The 15,289-nt window shown below is 69.5% G+C and carries 10 protein-coding genes and 1 pseudogene; 5 read left to right on the plus strand and 6 right to left on the minus strand.

The annotated features are described in order from the left end of the window. Positions 1-58: 58 nt before the first annotated feature. Complete coding sequence (locus tag AXF14_RS04160; protein WP_067941080.1) at positions 59-1,534, minus strand: amidohydrolase family protein; 1,476 nt, start codon at positions 1,532-1,534, stop codon at positions 59-61. Positions 1,535-1,783: 249 nt separating this feature from the next. After that, positions 1,784-2,482 carry a sugar O-acetyltransferase gene (locus AXF14_RS04165; RefSeq protein ID WP_084355342.1) on the minus strand — a complete coding sequence of 233 codons (699 nt, stop codon included), beginning with the start codon at positions 2,480-2,482 and terminating at the stop codon, positions 1,784-1,786. Positions 2,483-3,181: 699 nt separating this feature from the next. On the opposite strand from AXF14_RS04165, the pseudogene AXF14_RS14870 reads away from it, so the two are divergent. After that, positions 3,182-3,550, plus strand: a pseudogene (locus AXF14_RS14870) (NAD(P)H-dependent oxidoreductase); the annotation flags it as partial. Positions 3,551-3,891: 341 nt separating this feature from the next. On the opposite strand, the gene AXF14_RS04175 reads toward AXF14_RS14870, so the two are convergent. Beyond that, a complete protein-coding gene (locus tag AXF14_RS04175) occupies positions 3,892-5,352 on the minus strand; it encodes an MATE family efflux transporter (RefSeq protein WP_067941084.1) in 1,461 nt (486 codons plus the stop codon). 236 nt (positions 5,353-5,588) lie between these two features. Between AXF14_RS04175 and AXF14_RS04180 the strand changes: the two genes are divergently transcribed. Beyond that, complete coding sequence (locus AXF14_RS04180; RefSeq protein WP_067941086.1) at positions 5,589-5,966, plus strand: PH domain-containing protein; 378 nt, start codon at positions 5,589-5,591, stop codon at positions 5,964-5,966. Between the two features lie 342 nt (positions 5,967-6,308). On the opposite strand, the gene AXF14_RS04185 is transcribed toward AXF14_RS04180, so the two are convergent. After that, entirely contained in the window at positions 6,309-8,027 is a 1,719-nt protein-coding gene (locus AXF14_RS04185) for an ATP-binding protein (RefSeq protein ID WP_067941088.1), read from the minus strand. 415 nt (positions 8,028-8,442) lie between these two features. Then, positions 8,443-11,568, minus strand: coding sequence for a DEAD/DEAH box helicase (locus AXF14_RS04190; protein ID WP_067941091.1), 3,126 nt, complete (start codon positions 11,566-11,568; stop codon positions 8,443-8,445). A 48-nt stretch (positions 11,569-11,616) separates the two neighbouring features. Here AXF14_RS04190 and AXF14_RS04195 point away from each other — a divergent pair, with 48 nt between their 5' ends. Further along, a complete protein-coding gene (locus AXF14_RS04195) occupies positions 11,617-12,108 on the plus strand; it encodes a hypothetical protein (protein WP_067941093.1) in 492 nt (163 codons plus the stop codon). A 36-nt stretch (positions 12,109-12,144) separates the two neighbouring features. On the opposite strand, the gene AXF14_RS04200 is transcribed toward AXF14_RS04195, so the two are convergent. Further along, positions 12,145-13,032, minus strand: coding sequence for a fructose bisphosphate aldolase (locus AXF14_RS04200; RefSeq protein ID WP_067941095.1), 888 nt, complete (start codon positions 13,030-13,032; stop codon positions 12,145-12,147). Positions 13,033-13,304: 272 nt separating this feature from the next. Between AXF14_RS04200 and AXF14_RS04205 the strand changes: the two genes are divergently transcribed. After that, positions 13,305-14,273 (plus strand): type IV toxin-antitoxin system AbiEi family antitoxin domain-containing protein, encoded by a 969-nt coding sequence (locus AXF14_RS04205; protein ID WP_067941097.1) that lies wholly within the window; start codon positions 13,305-13,307, stop codon positions 14,271-14,273. A gap of 2 nt (positions 14,274-14,275) precedes the next feature. Then, positions 14,276-15,208, plus strand: a complete 933-nt coding sequence (locus AXF14_RS04210; protein ID WP_150118415.1) for a nucleotidyl transferase AbiEii/AbiGii toxin family protein — start codon at positions 14,276-14,278, stop codon at positions 15,206-15,208. Positions 15,209-15,289: the final 81 nt, after the last annotated feature.

Below are 15,289 nucleotides of genomic sequence, written 5' to 3' on the forward strand. Positions count from 1 at the left end.
ATCGTTGGGCGTGAGGACCCGTCAAAGGCGCCGGGCTCCTCCCCCTGCTTCTCGCGCCTCAGACCTCGGGGTGGCGCAGCGCGCGGGCCTCGTGCTCGCGCCAGTGGGCCAGCGTCGCCGCCGGGCCGATGGGGCCGAGGCCGATCGAGGACTCCGGGTCGTCGAACACGGGCACTCCGATGAGCGCGTCCGGCACGAACTCCCGACCCATGGACACGACCATCCGCAGGTCGCGCAGGACGCCGAGCCCCTCGCGCGGGTCCCCGCCCACGGCGATGAGGTCCGCGTCGAAGCCCTCAGCGAGGACGCCGGTGACGCCCGCCAGGCCGATGCCCGCGGCGGCGCGCGACGTGGCGGCGAGGATGACCTCGTTGCGCGGGATCCCGACCCACTCGAGGGCCTCGAGGCCGCCGACGTAGGCGCGGTGCGGGACGCCCGGGATGCCGGCGTCGTGCCCGGCCACGATCTTGACGCCGTGCTCCCACAGCTGGCGGGCGGGCGGGGCGAAGGAGTCGTCGCGGCGCAGCATGCGCGGCATGTCCGCGGTAACGGTGGCGTCGACGTAGACGCCCGCCTCGGCCATCTCGTCGGCGAGGCGCGGGTCGAACTGGGACCGGCCGGCAGCGGTGATGAAGGAGGCGTGGGCGACATAGTCGACGCCGGCGCGCACGGCGTTGGCGATGCCGTCGACGCCGTGGGCGTGCGCGGCCGTCCACTTGCCCAGGCGGTGGGCCTCCCCGAAGAGGGCCTCGAGCTCGGCCTGGCTGAACTGGGCGTTCCACGGGGCGGAGCCGCCGGTCATGAAGCCGCCGGTGGACATGACCTTGACGGTCTCCACCCCCATCTTGTGGTGGAGGCGGACCTGGTGGCGGATGTCGTCGAGGGAGTCGACCTCGGCGCCGGCGTGGAAGGAGTGCCCGCCCGTCGTCGTGATCTGGGGGCCGGCGGGGACGACGCGCGGGCCGCGGACGTCGCCGTTGCGGATGGCGTCGCGCACGGCGACGTCGACGTAGTGGCGGGCGCCGAGGCTCTGGACGCTCGTGACGCCGACGGAGAGGAGCTCGCGGGCGGCGCGGGTCGCGTTGAGGGTGAGGCGGGCGACCTCGTGCGCGCCGTAGTCGGGGTACTCGAGGGCCGTGCCGGAGGTGGGCAGGTGGTCGTGGGTCTCGATGAGGCCCGGCATGAGGGTGGTGCCGGGCAGGTCGACGCGGGGGACGTCGTCGGCCAGGAGGTCGGCGCGCTCGCGCAGGTGGGTCTCGGCCTCGGCGGCGGTGCCGACGAAGAGGATGCGGTGGCGGCGCAGCAGAACCGCTCCCCCGGCGCCGGCCATCCGCGCGTCGTCGTCGGGGGCGTCGCCGACGACCTCGAGGGAGCCGGCGGCGTCGCCGCGGCGGCCGGTGAGGACGCGGTCGGCGGTGAGGAGGACGGTGCCGCGTCCGTCGAGGCGCTCGCCGCCGGTGGTGGCGGGGGTGATCCAGCCGGTGGTCTCGCCGGGGGCGGGGCGGGTGAGGTCGGCGGGGGTCTGGGCGGTCACGGGGGTCCTTCCGGCGCGGGGCGGGCGGCGGGCGCGGCTCGCGGGCCCGGGGTTCTGGGGCCAGTGTCCCGCAGCGGGCGACGACCACGGGCGGCGGGCCAGTGTGCGATCCGCCGCGCCGGCTGACCGCGAGCGCGGCGCTTCCGCACTGAGGTCGGCCCTCGGAGCACCGCGGTCGGCGCGAAAGGCCCGCGCTCGACGGACGCTGATCCCGGGCGCACCCTGCCGGGCCGGGGCGCCCCGAGGGGCTCAGGCCCGCTTCATCGGGCCGGTGCCGGGGAAGCCGCGCAGATCGCGCTCGCGCTCGTCCTCGGTGAGCTCGCGCAGGACCCTCCCCGGCACCCCGGCGACGAGGCTGCGCGGCGGGACGTCGCGGTTGACGAGCGCGCCGGAGGCGATGACGCTCCCCTCGCCGATCATGACGCCCGGCAGGACGGTGACGTTGGCGCCGAGCCAGCAGTCGTCGCCGATGGTGATGGGCGCGGAGTACTGGGCCCAGGTGCGGCGCACCGCGGCGTCGAGCGGGCGGCCCGCGGTCGTGAGGGTGACGTGGGGTCCGAGGAGGACGCGGTCGCCGATGGTGAGGGTGGCGTCGTCGATGATCGTGGTGCCCGTGTTGAACCAGCACTCGTCGCCGATGCTCGTATGGCCCTGGTAGGCGAGGTAGATCGGGGCCTCGAGCCAGGAGTCGCCGAAGGAGGCGAAGAGCTCGCGGGCGATGGCGGTGCGGCCGTCGGCGTCGGCGGCGGAGGTGGCGTTGAAGCGCTCGGCGAGGACCTTGCCGCGGGTGCGCTGGGCGTCGAGGTCCTCCAGGCCGGGACCGAAGTCGACGTAGAGCTCGCCGGAGCCGAGGCGGCGGCGGGTCTCGGCGTCGTCGAACTGGAAGTCGACGGTCCGGGGCTCGGCTGCGGAGGCGGGGCGGGACGCGTCATCGGGCGTGGTGCTCACGCACCCATGCTCGCAGACGCCGGACGGGGCGGGGCCGAGGCGGCCAGGCACCGGGGGACGCGGGCACCGGCCGGATCCCGCCGCGCCCGCACGACCCCCGCAGCGGGGAGCGCGGGAACGGCGGCTCGGCGTCGCGGACCCCGTGCACTCCGCTTCACCCCCGCACTCTTATGGTCCCCACAGGCTCGTCGGGGGCGTCCTCCCAGAGACGGCGAGTTACCTGGGTCCTGCCGCTGGACGGACGGACCGCGAGGGTTGGGGAACCCGATGACCGGCCCGGTCCGAGGGAGCACGGGTCTTAGGGAGCCCGCTGCTCCCGTTCCGGCGAAGGAGGCAGGTGCTCTTCCTGGTCTGGGAGCCCGGGAGCGCGCCGACCTCATCGACGAAGGTCCTCGGGCCGGGTGGGACAACCCAGCCCGGGGGCCTCGTCCTTCGTTTGGGGGGGGGCTCAGACAGCGCGAACTGTCCAGAACTCGTCAGTTCTGGCTAGCCCCTTGCCCCTGCCGGAAGGGCATCCGCGGAACTCCACGGTTCACCGCGGCCACCGCCCGGCGGCCGCACCGAAAGTGACGAGTCCTGGACAGTGCGCCCGATTCCCCACCCGGACCACGCCCACCTCACACCGGCAACCCTCTTGACCTTGACGCCAACGTCAAGCCCTAGCGTCGACGCGAACGGATCGTCCACCGAGGAGCACCCGTGAGTCACGTCGTCATCCTGTCCGCCAGCCCCACCGCGCCGTCGCGCACCGACGTCCTGGCCGCGTGCGTGGCCGAGCAGCTCGAGGCCGCCGGGCACACGACGCGCACGATCACCCTGCGCGACCTGTCCGCCGAGCCTCTGCTGCGCGCCCGGGCGAGCGACCCGGCGATCGCCGAGGCCCTCGAGGCGGTGACCTCGACGGAGGCCGTCGTGGTCGCCTCGCCGACCTTCAAGGCCTCCTACTCGGGGCTGCTCAAGGTCTTCGTCGACCTGCTGCCCATGGACACGCTCATCGGCACGCCCGTGCTGCCGCTGCTCCAGGGCGGGTCGGCGGCGCACGTCCTGGCGCTGGCGACCGGCCTCAAGCCACTGCTGGCGACCATCGGCGCGACGCACATCGCCGCCGCGCGATTCGCCCTCTCCTCCGGGATCCGCCCGGCGGCGCCCACGGCTACACGGACTACCCGACCGCGCGCTGAGGTCGGCCGCCCGCGACCGAGCGGCTGCCTCGGTCAGCGGGCCGCCGGGACCTCCCGCCGCCCAGGGATGGTCGGTTCTCGCACTTTCAGAGGTCTTTCTGCGCCGCAGCCGCGACAGGTTCCGCAGAATTCCGCGGATCACCGCCGGGGCGAGCGCCTGAGGTGGTTCAGAAAGTGCGAGAACCGACCACGCTGCCGACGCCCAGCAGCCCGGCCAGACCCCGCGCCTCAGCCGTCGAGTCTCCGAGCCCTCTGGCCGCGCCCCGCACGCCCACCGCGGCGCGCACGCCCGCGCCCGGGCAGCCGCGGCCGGCGGCGCACCACCGGGCCGGGCCGGGCCTGCGCGGCGGCGAGGGCGTCGTCGTCGAGGAGCCGGGACCGCACGCGCAGGTAGGAGGGCAGGAGGAGGGCGACGGCGCCGGCCCAGGCGAGGGGGGAGGCGGCGGCCACTCCCATGAAGCCGATGATCCCGCCGAGCCAGACGGCGGCGAGGACGCGCAGGACGAGCTCGACCGAGCCGGACCAGAAGGGGGCGCGCATGCGGCCGAGGCCCTGGAGGGCGCCGCGGGCGACGAAGAGGACGCCGAGGATCCAGTAGGTCAGCGCCCACAGCTCGACGGCGTGGGCGGACAGGTCGACGACGGTGGGGTCGGCGTCGCCGATGGAGAGGTGGACGAGGGGCCTGTTGGCCAGGACGAGCAGAATGCCGAGGATGACGGCCTCGGTGATGACCATGCGGAAGGCCTGGCTGACACCGGCGCGGACGCGCGCGAGGTCGCGGGCGCCCCAGTTCTGGGCGACGTAGGTGGAGACGGCCACCTCCATGCCGATGAGGAAGGTGACGGCGAGGCCGTCGACGCGGGAGGCGGTGGTGAAGGCGGCGACGGACTCGGAGCCGAGGGTGTTGAGCCGGATCTGGACGGCGACGCCGCCGAGGGCGGTGATGGAGGCCTGGAAGCCGAGGGGGACGCCAAGGCCGAGGTGGTGGCTGAGCTGCTCGCGGGTGACGCGCCAGTCGTCACGGCTCAGGTGGAAGATCGGGAAGCGTCTGCTGATCCACCACAGGCACAGGAGGGCGGAGACGGTCTGGGCGGCGGCGGTCGCGAATCCGGCGCCGGCGACGCCCATGCGGAGGGCGCCGATGAGCACGAAGTCCAGGACGATGTTGAGGGCGGCGGAGACGGCGAGGAAGTAGAGCGGGGTGCGGGAGTCGCCGACGGCTCGGAGGATCACCGAGAGGTAGTTGAAGGCGATGACGGCGACCATGAACAGGAAGCTGATGAAGCCGAAGGTGGCGGCGTCGTCCATGAGCTCGGCCGGGGTGCGCAGGAGCGTGAGGAGGTGCCGGATGAGGAGGGTGCCGATGAGGGTGAGGATGACGGTGAGGCCGAGGCTGATCCAGGCGCCGACGCCGACGGAGCGTCGGACGGCGGCCTCGTCCTTGGCGCCGTAGGCCTGGGCGATGGGGATGGCGAGGCCGGCGGTCATGCCCCAGGAGAAGCCGGTGATGAGCCAGACGAGGACGCCGGTGGCGCCGACGGCGGCGAGCGGGAGGACGCCGACGAAGCGGCCGACGACGACGGTGTCGGCGAGCTGGTAGCCCTGCTGGACCATGTTGCCCAGGACCAGGGGGATGGAGAAGGCGAGGATGGCGCGCCAGGGCGAGCCCTGGGTGAGCGTGTTGGGCATGGTTCCTGTGAGAGACGGGTGCGGGGTGCGGTCGGCCGACGACGGCGGTGGCGTCAGTGCGGCGGGGCTGATTTTACGGGGCGGTCGGTTCGGCGGGTAAAGGGCCGACGAGGTGTGCCGGGACATGCGGCGGGACGAAGGCTGACGGCGACTCAGCGGGAGATCTGGGCGCGCCTCCACTGGCATCCGAATTTCCAGGTCATCATGTGCCTCCACCCTCAAGGAAGAAGGACCTCATGCCCGCAGAACTCGACGCCGTCGCCAGTTGGATCTTCCAGGCGGAGTGCCCGATCCCGAATGACGTCGGCCCGCTCCTGGTCCAGGGAGAGCGCCCCGTCACCGCCTACAAGACCTTCCGCGACTCGGCGATCTTCACGGACCGTCGACTCATCGTCCGCGACGCGCAGGGGATCACCGGCAAGAAGGTGGAGCTCTACTCGCTTCCGTACTCCGCCATCAACATGTGGTCGAGCGAGAACGCGGGCACGTTCGACCTCGACGCCGAGCTCGAGCTGTGGACGCGCGCCGGCCACATCAAGATCAAGCTCGGCCGAGGCGTCGACGTGCGCCGGCTCGACCTGCTCATCTCGACGATGGTCCTCGGCCGCGTCTGAACAGCCGGCGCCGTACAGGCACCTCTCGCCACCACCGACCACCACATGGCCGCTTCACAGGTTCACCCCGGGCGACCTCCCAGGGGCGGTGGCTTACATAGTTCCTGCCGCCGGACGGAACAGGCAGCGAGGGTTGGGGAACCCGATGACCTGTCCAGACCGAGAGGGCACGGGTCCTAGGGAGCTCGGGCTCCTCGCTCTGGCGAAGGAGACAGGCACCTGCCGGGTCTGGGAGCCCCGCAGCGAGTCGCCCCGACGACGAAGGCCCGCGGGCCCGGAGAGACAACCGGGCACGCGGGCCGCGTCATGTCTGAGGCAGTACCGACTCATCCCCTGATGCTGTCAGGGCGCGAGGAGGTAGCGGCGGTTCTTGCTCTGCGGTGGCGCGGTCGCCTGGATGAGTCCCGCCGCGACGAGGTCGCGGAGGACTGGACGGAGGGCCGACACCGACTTTCCCGTCAGTTCGGCGATCTCACGGACGGAACGCGGGACGACGGCGTCGAGCACCGCGAGGACGGAGTGCTGCGCGCTCGTCATCACGATCGTCCGCTCGAGGTCCGCGAGAACGTACGGTCCGTCGTTGATCCCGATCAGGAGCCCGTCACCGAGCAGACGGCCGAGGACGTCTCGGCAGTCGTCTGAGTCGAGCCCGAGGTTGCTGCGCAGATCTGCGACCGTGACGTGGCCCGTCGTCTTCGCGAGGGCGAGCGCCGACCGCTCCTCTGGCCTCCGGTCAACGTCGCCGGGCAGACCCTCGAGCCAGGTCTCCATCTCGGGGTCGAGGAGTCCGAAGCGGTCCAGCCGCACGATCACGTGACCGATGGTCGAGGAGGCGTAGCTCGGAGCCGGGAGCCCATGCTGGCGCATCGCGTGGATCATCCGTGGGATACCGGATCCCTGCGTCTCGGCCAGGCTTGAGCGGCTACCAGGGATCCGGGCGTCCCCGAGGAGCTTTGCGAGGACCTCGTTGCGCTTCGCGGAGCGCCCCTCGGCGACGTTGTCCTTGGTGCGGTCACCCCAGAAGCCGCCTGGGTTGATGACCTCGACACGGTCGGGGTAGACGTCGACGGCGACCTGCTGCCCGCGCACGGCAGCGGAGTAGTCCCTGTGCATGACGGCGTTGACGATGGCTTCGCGGAGGACCTCCGCGGGGATCTCTGGGACGTCCGTACCTCCGAGCCCGTCGACGACGCGCCGGGTGCGCAGGTTCTTGAGGACCGTGTCGACGGCGTCGCGGACGGCGACCGGGAGGGGGCCGTCGCAGACGCGGCGGTCGAGGAACCGTGTGGTGCCATCGAGGGACTTCTCCGCACCCGGGTGCACGGTGACGTCGATGGTGAGCTGGGGATAGTCCTGCTGCGGATAGGCGGCGAGGGCGAGGCATCCCGCGAGGGTGAGTCGGTGGTCCTCCGCCAGGACGTTGAGGCGACGGAGGGCACCGGTGCGGTCTGTCGGCGCGATGCCGTCGAGCGCCCGGGAGGAGCGTTCTCTGAGCGCGCTCACGAGGTCGGCGACGAGTGCCTCGTCCAGGTCGTCGGCGGTGAGGCTCGGGACGGTGCCCCGGTCCGTGTCGTCTGGCTGAAGGCGGCTGGACAGAAGGTAGATCTCGTAGGCGGTGAGGTGCCTGTCCGCGTCGCCGACGCGGGTGTAGCTGCCGGCGGTGACGCCCTGGGCGAGGACGTAGCAGGGCAGGTGGACGCCGGGCTTCTCCCTGAGCGGGTGGATGCGGAGGAGGACGACGTCGGCGCCGTCGACATGCCGTCGTTCAAGGTCGACGTCTGGGAGGGGCTGCACCTTGGGGTGCGCCCCTGGGGCCTCGTCGAGGCCTGAGCGCACCTCGTCGAGGATCTTGGTGGCGTCGAAGCCCTCGGCGGGAGCGAAGTGGTCCTTCTCGGCGAGGCCGAGGATGACGAGGCCGCCCTCCGTGTTGGCGAATGCCGACACTGAGGGCCAGAGGTCCTTGGGCACCTTGGTCGCGGCGGACTTGACCTCGACGAGGTGGTCGTCAGCGCCTTGGCGCCGCAACCGGCGCACGATCTCCTCGAGCTCACTATCAGTCACGCACTCACTATATGTCAGTGACGGAGTCACTTTCTACAGTGACTGCATCACTTCATATAGTGAGGCGTAAGTAATGTTCAGTGACTCCGGAGTGACGAGAATGCCCGCAGCAGCCGCCGCCGCCGGCAACGGCTGAGCGCACACGCTCTTCACAGGTTCGCCCCGGGTGACCTCTCAGGGGCGGTGGCTTACATAGTTCCTGCCGCCGGACGGAACAGGCAGCGAGGGTTGGGGAACCCGATGAGCTGTCCAGACCGAGAGGGCACGGGTCCTAGGGAGCCCGGGTTCCTCGCTCTGGCGAAGGAGGCAGGCACCTGCCGGGTTTGGGAGCTTCGCAGCCAGTCGCCCCGACGACGAAGGCCCGCGGGCCCGGAGAGACAACCGGGCACGCGGGCTTCGTCATGCCTAGCGACCGTCAGTGCACGCTCGCCGCTGCGAACACCTCAGCCGGCATCGGCACGCGTAACTGCCAGTCGAACTCGATGGGCCGGCTGCCCTCATGGCGGAGGTAGTCAACGGACCCAAGGCAGAGGTACGGCGCCGCGGTCCCCATGTCACTGCGCTTCTCATCGCGCACGAAGAGCAGGACCTCGCTTTCCCGCTCCCGGTGATGGATGTACCGCTGCCCGACAGGCGAGTCCGCAGCGGTCGTGGACTGGGACTCCCAGTGGAAGACCTCCGGTGAGATCGCGACGTCGTGGTACATGGTCGTCGGCGAGTAGTTCTTCTCGTTCTTCTTGAGGGTCACGAGGAAGACGTCGGTCTGAAGCGACTCACTGAAGAACACTCCCTCACGGAGGGAGTCCGGCCGGCGATCGAAGCCTGCGTAGTGCATGCCGACGACAATCTCCTCGCGCGAGTAGTGCGCGTGCGCACGAAGCACCTCACGACCAAGTCGACCAGCGATAGGGACCGAGACACGTTCGATCTGACTTTCCGCTACGTCGAGGACGTCGAGGAACTCCATGCAGGCGCCAGGCTCTTCGCGCAGGGCAGCCAGCGCCTCCTCGACTGTCGTGAACCCGCCACCCGACGGCCAGATGGAGAAGACCAGCATCAGCACCAACGTCTGCTCCTCAGGAGTCAACGACTCGTAGGGCGGGAGCGATCCATCGAGGGCAGCACGGTAGATCCGGAGCCGCTCAGGATCATCGACGCACGCCAGAGCACGGGAGCGATGAATGATGTCGCGATGCCGCGGTCCCTCCTCAACGGTGACGACGTCGGCGTCACGCTGCACGTCGAACCACGACCACTTCGCGTTCTTCAGCACCACAGACAGGTCCCACTGCGTCTCCTCCAGGAAGCGCACCAGCGTAGGCCGTCCACTCCGCTCCACCATCGTTCGAAGCTCAGCGACGACCGTCGCGCGCCTGGGCGAGATCTGTTCCTTGAGGTTCGCGAGGACTGCCTGCTGCGAAGCCTCGTCGAGCTCGATCTCCGTGCCGGGCGGCAGATACGAGAAGCCATGGCGAACACCGTCGTCCAGTGCGCGACGCGAGGCCCCGGTCAGCGCGCGGTACTTCGCCTCAAACTTGAACCTCGTGTTCTGCAAACCGACAAAGTCGAGGGCAGTCAGCACGGCCTTGTCGGCCGCCTTCCGCAGGCCCCGCCCCAACTGCTGGAGGAAGATCGTCGCGGACTCCGTGGGACGGAGGAAGAGAACGGTGTCGATTTCAGGCAGGTCGACGCCTTCGTTGTAGAGGTCCACTGTGAAGATCGCGGCCAGCTCGTGCCGACCAAGCCGCGCGAGCGCATCCTCACGAACAGCATCAGGCGACTGCCCCGTGACGGCGATAGCAGGAAGGCCTGCCGCAGTGAAGACCTCGGCCATGTACGCGGCGTGCTGGACGCTGACGCAGAAACCGAGCGCTCGCATCTGCCGAGGGTTAAGGATCTTCTGGCGCACCTGTTCGAGAATCAGGCCACTGCGGGCACGATTGTTGACGTAGAGCTGCGTCAGTTCACGCTCGTCATACCGCCCTCGCGACCAGGTCAGCCTCCGCAGGTCAGTGTTGTCAGAGATTGCGAAGTAGTGGAAGGGCGTGAGGAGGTCGGCCTCAAGGGCATCCCAGAGACGGATCTCCGCGGCAGTGTGCCCGTCGAAGAACTCGTCACGGACATTGATGCCATCGGTGCGCTCAGGCGTCGCCGTCATACCGACGAGTTCGGCAGGAAGGAAGTAGTCGAGGATTCGCCGATAGGTCGCGGCCTCGGCATGATGGAACTCGTCGACGACGATGATCGAGAACTGCGTCGGATCGAACTGGTCTAGGTTGCGCGACAGCGTCTGGACCGTCGCGAAGACATGGTTCCAGTGCGTCGGCTTGAAGCCGTTGACGTACTTCTCACCGAAGCTTCCCTCCTTGAGGACAGCGCGGAAGGTGGCCCGAGCGTGGTTGAGGATCTCCTCACGGTGGGCGAGGAAGAGAAACGTCGGCTGCGAACCCCCATTGGCCCGGACCGCGTTGCGGTAGTCGAAGGCCGCGATGACCGTCTTGCCGGTTCCCGTCGCCGCCACGATCAGATTGCGATGCCGGCCGTGCAGCGTCCGCTCGACCTCGAGCTGCTCCAGCACCTTCACCTGGTGCGGGTACGGCTCCACATCGAGACCAGACACCGAGGCGACACCGCTGTCGGTCCGCCCCCGATTGCGACCACGTGCGAGCGCGGCGTCGACCTTCGCAGCGTCACGCTCAGGGTCGTAGTCGACGTAACTCGGATCGTTCCAGTAGGACTCGAAGGTGCGCTCAAACTTGGTGAGGAGCGAGCCGGTCTGCTGCTTCGAAAGCCGGACATTCCACTCGACGCCGTCGAGCATCGCCGGCACCGAGAGGTTCGAGGAGCCGACGTAGGCCGTGTTCCATCCGCTCGCGCGGTGGAAGTACCACGACTTGGCGTGGAGTCGCGTGCGATCGACGTCGTACTGAATCTTGACCTCGGCACCGAACTCGCGGACAAGCCGGTCGAGGGCAGGACGCTCCGTAGCGCCGATGTACGTCGTCGTGATGACTCGGAACCTGCCACCGCGGCGCTTGAGAGCGCGAAGTTCCTCGTCGAGGAGTCGTAGGCCGCTCCACTTCACGAAGGCGCAGAGCAGGTCGACGGAATCGGCCGAGGCAAGTTCCGCGCGGATCTCGCTCGCCAGGGACGGGTCATGCCGCGCATTCGTCAACAAGGCAGCGTCGTTGAGCGGGGTCTGCGGGCGCGTCCTCACGTACGACTCGTCAATGACGGCGCGCGTGGGCGTGACGGCAAGGACCTCGGAAGGCTTGCCTGCTGGCACTTCCCCAGGCTCACCGATGACCTCGAGGATCCGGCGGACCGACTCAACGCGCGCCTCATCCTTGAGACCGTCCAGATGACGGGCCACGAGCGTACCGACATGCCGCGAGAGCCGTTCGGGCACCTCGGCGTCGTCGATCTGGGCCACCAGCGGCGTGACGTCGTCGCCATACCGAGCGAGTTCGCGCTCCAGGGCGGTGGTGAGCACTCGCTGTGTCACGCCAATGGGAACGCCACTGGCCGAATTGCTCGTCATGCCGGGCAAGCTACCAGCGAGCTACGACGCGATTGGGAGGCTCAAGCCATGACCTCCTTCCTCCAGAAGCCACTGCTCGACCCCACCCGGCGCGCGATGCTCGACCGCGCTCGGGAACTCTCACGAATGCTCGAGGACGCGTGGAACCCCGCGCCGATCCAGGATGACGTGACCCTCCTGGCCGCGGATCTTCTCGATGCACACGCGGACACGGGGATCGAACTCGATTCCTGGCCGCGCGCTCTGGAGGTCGTGAACAATGCGGTGCTCGCGGACACCCGCGCCGCTCGTCTGCTTCCAACCAGCCTTCGCACGCAGGCCGGCTTCACCATCCTCGGCACCTGGGCGGACTCCCCACCCAGCCTCTCGCCGTCGTCGCCGGACGCCAGGCCGTCGACACCGCCGTCGGCGTTTGGCAGCGGCAGGTCAGCGCCGCCAACGCAGCCGAAGCGGCGCGGATCGCCCTCACCTGAACGCACACCGGCCGCCGTCGGAGCTCCCGATCCGACGGCGGCCGTTCGTGCGGCGCTGCACCACTGACCCGGCGTACCACCCGGGGGTCTTACGGTCTGCCGGTCAGACGATGCTGGCCCGGTAGATCTCCTCGACGGAGGCGTCGAGCGTGGCGTGGAACTCCTCGTCGCTCTGCTGGTCGGTGAGCCCCTCGAGCAGGGCGCGCGAGAAGCTGGCGATGAGCCCGGGGTTGCGGGCGAGGCGCGCGTTGGCGTCGTCGCGCTCGTAGCCGCCGGACAGGGCGACGATCCGCACCACGTGCGGGTTCTCCATGAGCTCGGAGTAGAAGCCGTCGACGCTCGGGATCGTCAGCTTGAGCATGACGTTGAAACCCTCGGGCAGGGCGTGCAGGTGGCGGGTGATCTCCTCCAGGAGCAGCCGCTCAGCCTCCTCCTTGTGCGGCGCGTGGATGTCGACCTCGGGCTCGATGATCGGCACGAGCCCCGCGGCCACCACCTTCCACGCGAGCTCGAACTGCTGGTCGACGACGGCGCGCACGCCAGCGGGGTCGGCGTCGAGGATGACGGAACGCTCCTTCGTCCCGAAGATCCCCTTGCCGCGGGCCTCCTCCAGGGTGAGGGCGAGCCCCGGGATGGGCTTCATGAGGCGTGCGTGGTCGCGCTCCTCCTCGAGGCCCTTGTCGATCTTGAGGAAGGGGACGACGCCCTTCTCCTCCCACAGGTACTCGGCGGTGGGCCGGCCCTCGACGCGGCTGTTCATGGTCCGCTCGAAGAGGATGGCGCCGAGGATCCGGTCCTTGGTGAAGGCCGGGTCGGTGATGACGCGGGTGCGCATGGCGTGCACGAGGTCGAACATCTCGGACTCGCTGGAGTACCGGTCCTCGCCGACGCCGTAGGCCGCGAGTGCCTTGGGGGTGGAGCCGCCCGACTGGTCGAGGGCCGCGATGAAACCCTTCCCGTTCCGCATCCGCTCGAGCTGCTGCTCGTTCATGGTCGCTCCTTCACTGTGACGGCCGCGGGTCTCCCCCGCGGGGGCCGGACTGGCCGGCCCGTCACCCACGAGTATAGATGCGAACGGTTCTCATTTGGCAAGTTTGGGACGACTCCACCCGATCGAGGCCCGGCCCGACGGCGTCGTCCCCGTCAGCCGTCACCACCTTCGACATGCACCCAGGGAGCCGTGACTGAGACGTCAAATCACTGCAGATGTTACATTCGGAAGCAACATCTGCAGTGTCACGAGACGCACCGAGAGGAGAGTTCATGAAGACCGCAAACACCCTCCGCCTTCTCACCGAGTACACGCCGAGCCAGCGCGGCCTCATCTCGGCCGCCCAAGCGGACCGGCTCGGCATCGACCGCGTCACCCTCACGCGTCTCACAAAGGGCGGCACCCTCACCCGCGTCAGGCGGGGCGTCTACGCGCTCCCCGAGTCCGACCTGGACTCCCACCAGGAGATCCGCGCAGCATGGATCGCCACTGATCCCAGCCGCTTCGCCGACGAGCGCGCGGAAATGAGTGACTCGCCCGTGGCTGCGCTCAGCACCGCCGCACTCATCCACGGCACGGGGAACCTTGTCCCTCAGCAGCACATCTTCATCTCGTCGCAACGGAAGCAGAGCCGTCAGTCCGACATCCGCTACCTCCAGCGGGACCTCGACCCGGAGGACCGCAGCGTCGTCGACGGCATCACCACCACCGGCGTCACCCGCACCATCGCCGACCTCGCCGCCGCCCGACTGGACGGCGACCACCTCGCCGACGTCGTGCGCGATGCCGCGGCGAAGGACCTCGCGCCGTCTGAGGCACTGGCCGCCGCGCTCGAGGTCGACGCGCATGCTTACGGCTTCGCCGACGGCGGCGCGGCTCTCACCAAGTTTCTTGCGTCGTCCTACCCCGGACTGCCCGCAGCGATCGAGTCCCTGACACGAGCTGCTCGCATCTGGGAGGCCTACGAGCCGACCATCAAGGCGGCAGTGCGCACTCTCGAGTCCAGCCAGTTGCAGCAGGTTTCGAAGACAGCTGCAACCGCTGCCGCCAGATCAGTGGCCGGGCTGCCCAGGTACGACCTGCGCCCACTCACGGACGCGTTGTCACAGATTCGGGTGTCTCCCGTGGTCCTCCCTGAGCAGACCCGGAAGAGTCTCACAGAGCTCGCCCAGACCGTCGCCCGCATGCAGGCCCCGCCCCCGGGAGTGAGCACCGACCCGCCCATCCAATCTGAGGAGTAGCCGTGACAAGTTCACCGCCGCGCAGCACAGTCGCGCTCCGTTCATCTCTCAACGCGCGCCTCAAGGCCGAGGCCCGCCGTCGCGGTCGCACACCCCAGGCCACTCGTCTCCAGTACTGCTTCGAGGTGCTCTACAAGCGGCTCTTTCACGACGGTGACAACGGCTGGATGCTGCTGGGTGGCAACGCCCTCATCATCAGGACAGCGGGAGGACGATTCACCCAGGACATCGACCTCGCTCGCACAGCCTCCTGGGACAGCCTCGACTCGCTCCGTGACGAACTCAGCCACCTGATCACCCAGCCGGTCGAGAACGACCAATTCACCTTCGAACTCCTGAGTCTGCAGCCCAGGAGCGAGCCGGACTCCTTCGGTTACGGCGCCCGGACTGCCAAGGCCAAGATCGCGATGCGCCTTGGTGCCGACGTCTTCGAGACCATCTCCCTCGACCTCACGACCGGCCGGCACGTCGACGGCCCAGTCGACCTCGTCCCACCGGTACCTGTCATCGACGACCCCACGCTCGCCGACCTCCCAAGGATCCCGGTCGTCCCGATCGAGAACCACCTCGCCGACAAGGTCTGCGCGATGTACGAGCTCCACGGAGAGACGGGCACCCCGTCCACCCGCTACCGCGACCTCGCCGACGTCGTCCGCATCATTGCTCGACTCGAGCTCGACGCCGGAAGACTCGGCACCCTCCTCAACCACGAGGCCGCCCGCCGGCAGACGGAGCTCCCAACCACCCTGCGACTCCCCTCCCCCGAGTGGGCGCGCCGCTACGGGACGAACGCCGACGACGTCGTCGGCATCGACGACGACCTGCGGGACCTGGAGTCCTCCCTCGTCTTCGCCGGCGGCTGCCTCAACGAGATCCTAGACGGCACGCGAAGCACTGGGCGGTGGAACCCGATCCAGCACGCGTGGCAGGACTGAGTCGCACACCCCCGAACACGGCGGTGCCCGCCGTCGGACCTCCGACGGCGGGCACCGCTCCCGCTCCGGGCACTGCTCGGA

This window comes from Actinomyces radicidentis (genome assembly GCF_001553565.1).
Lineage (GTDB): Bacteria > Actinomycetota > Actinomycetes > Actinomycetales > Actinomycetaceae > Actinomyces > Actinomyces radicidentis.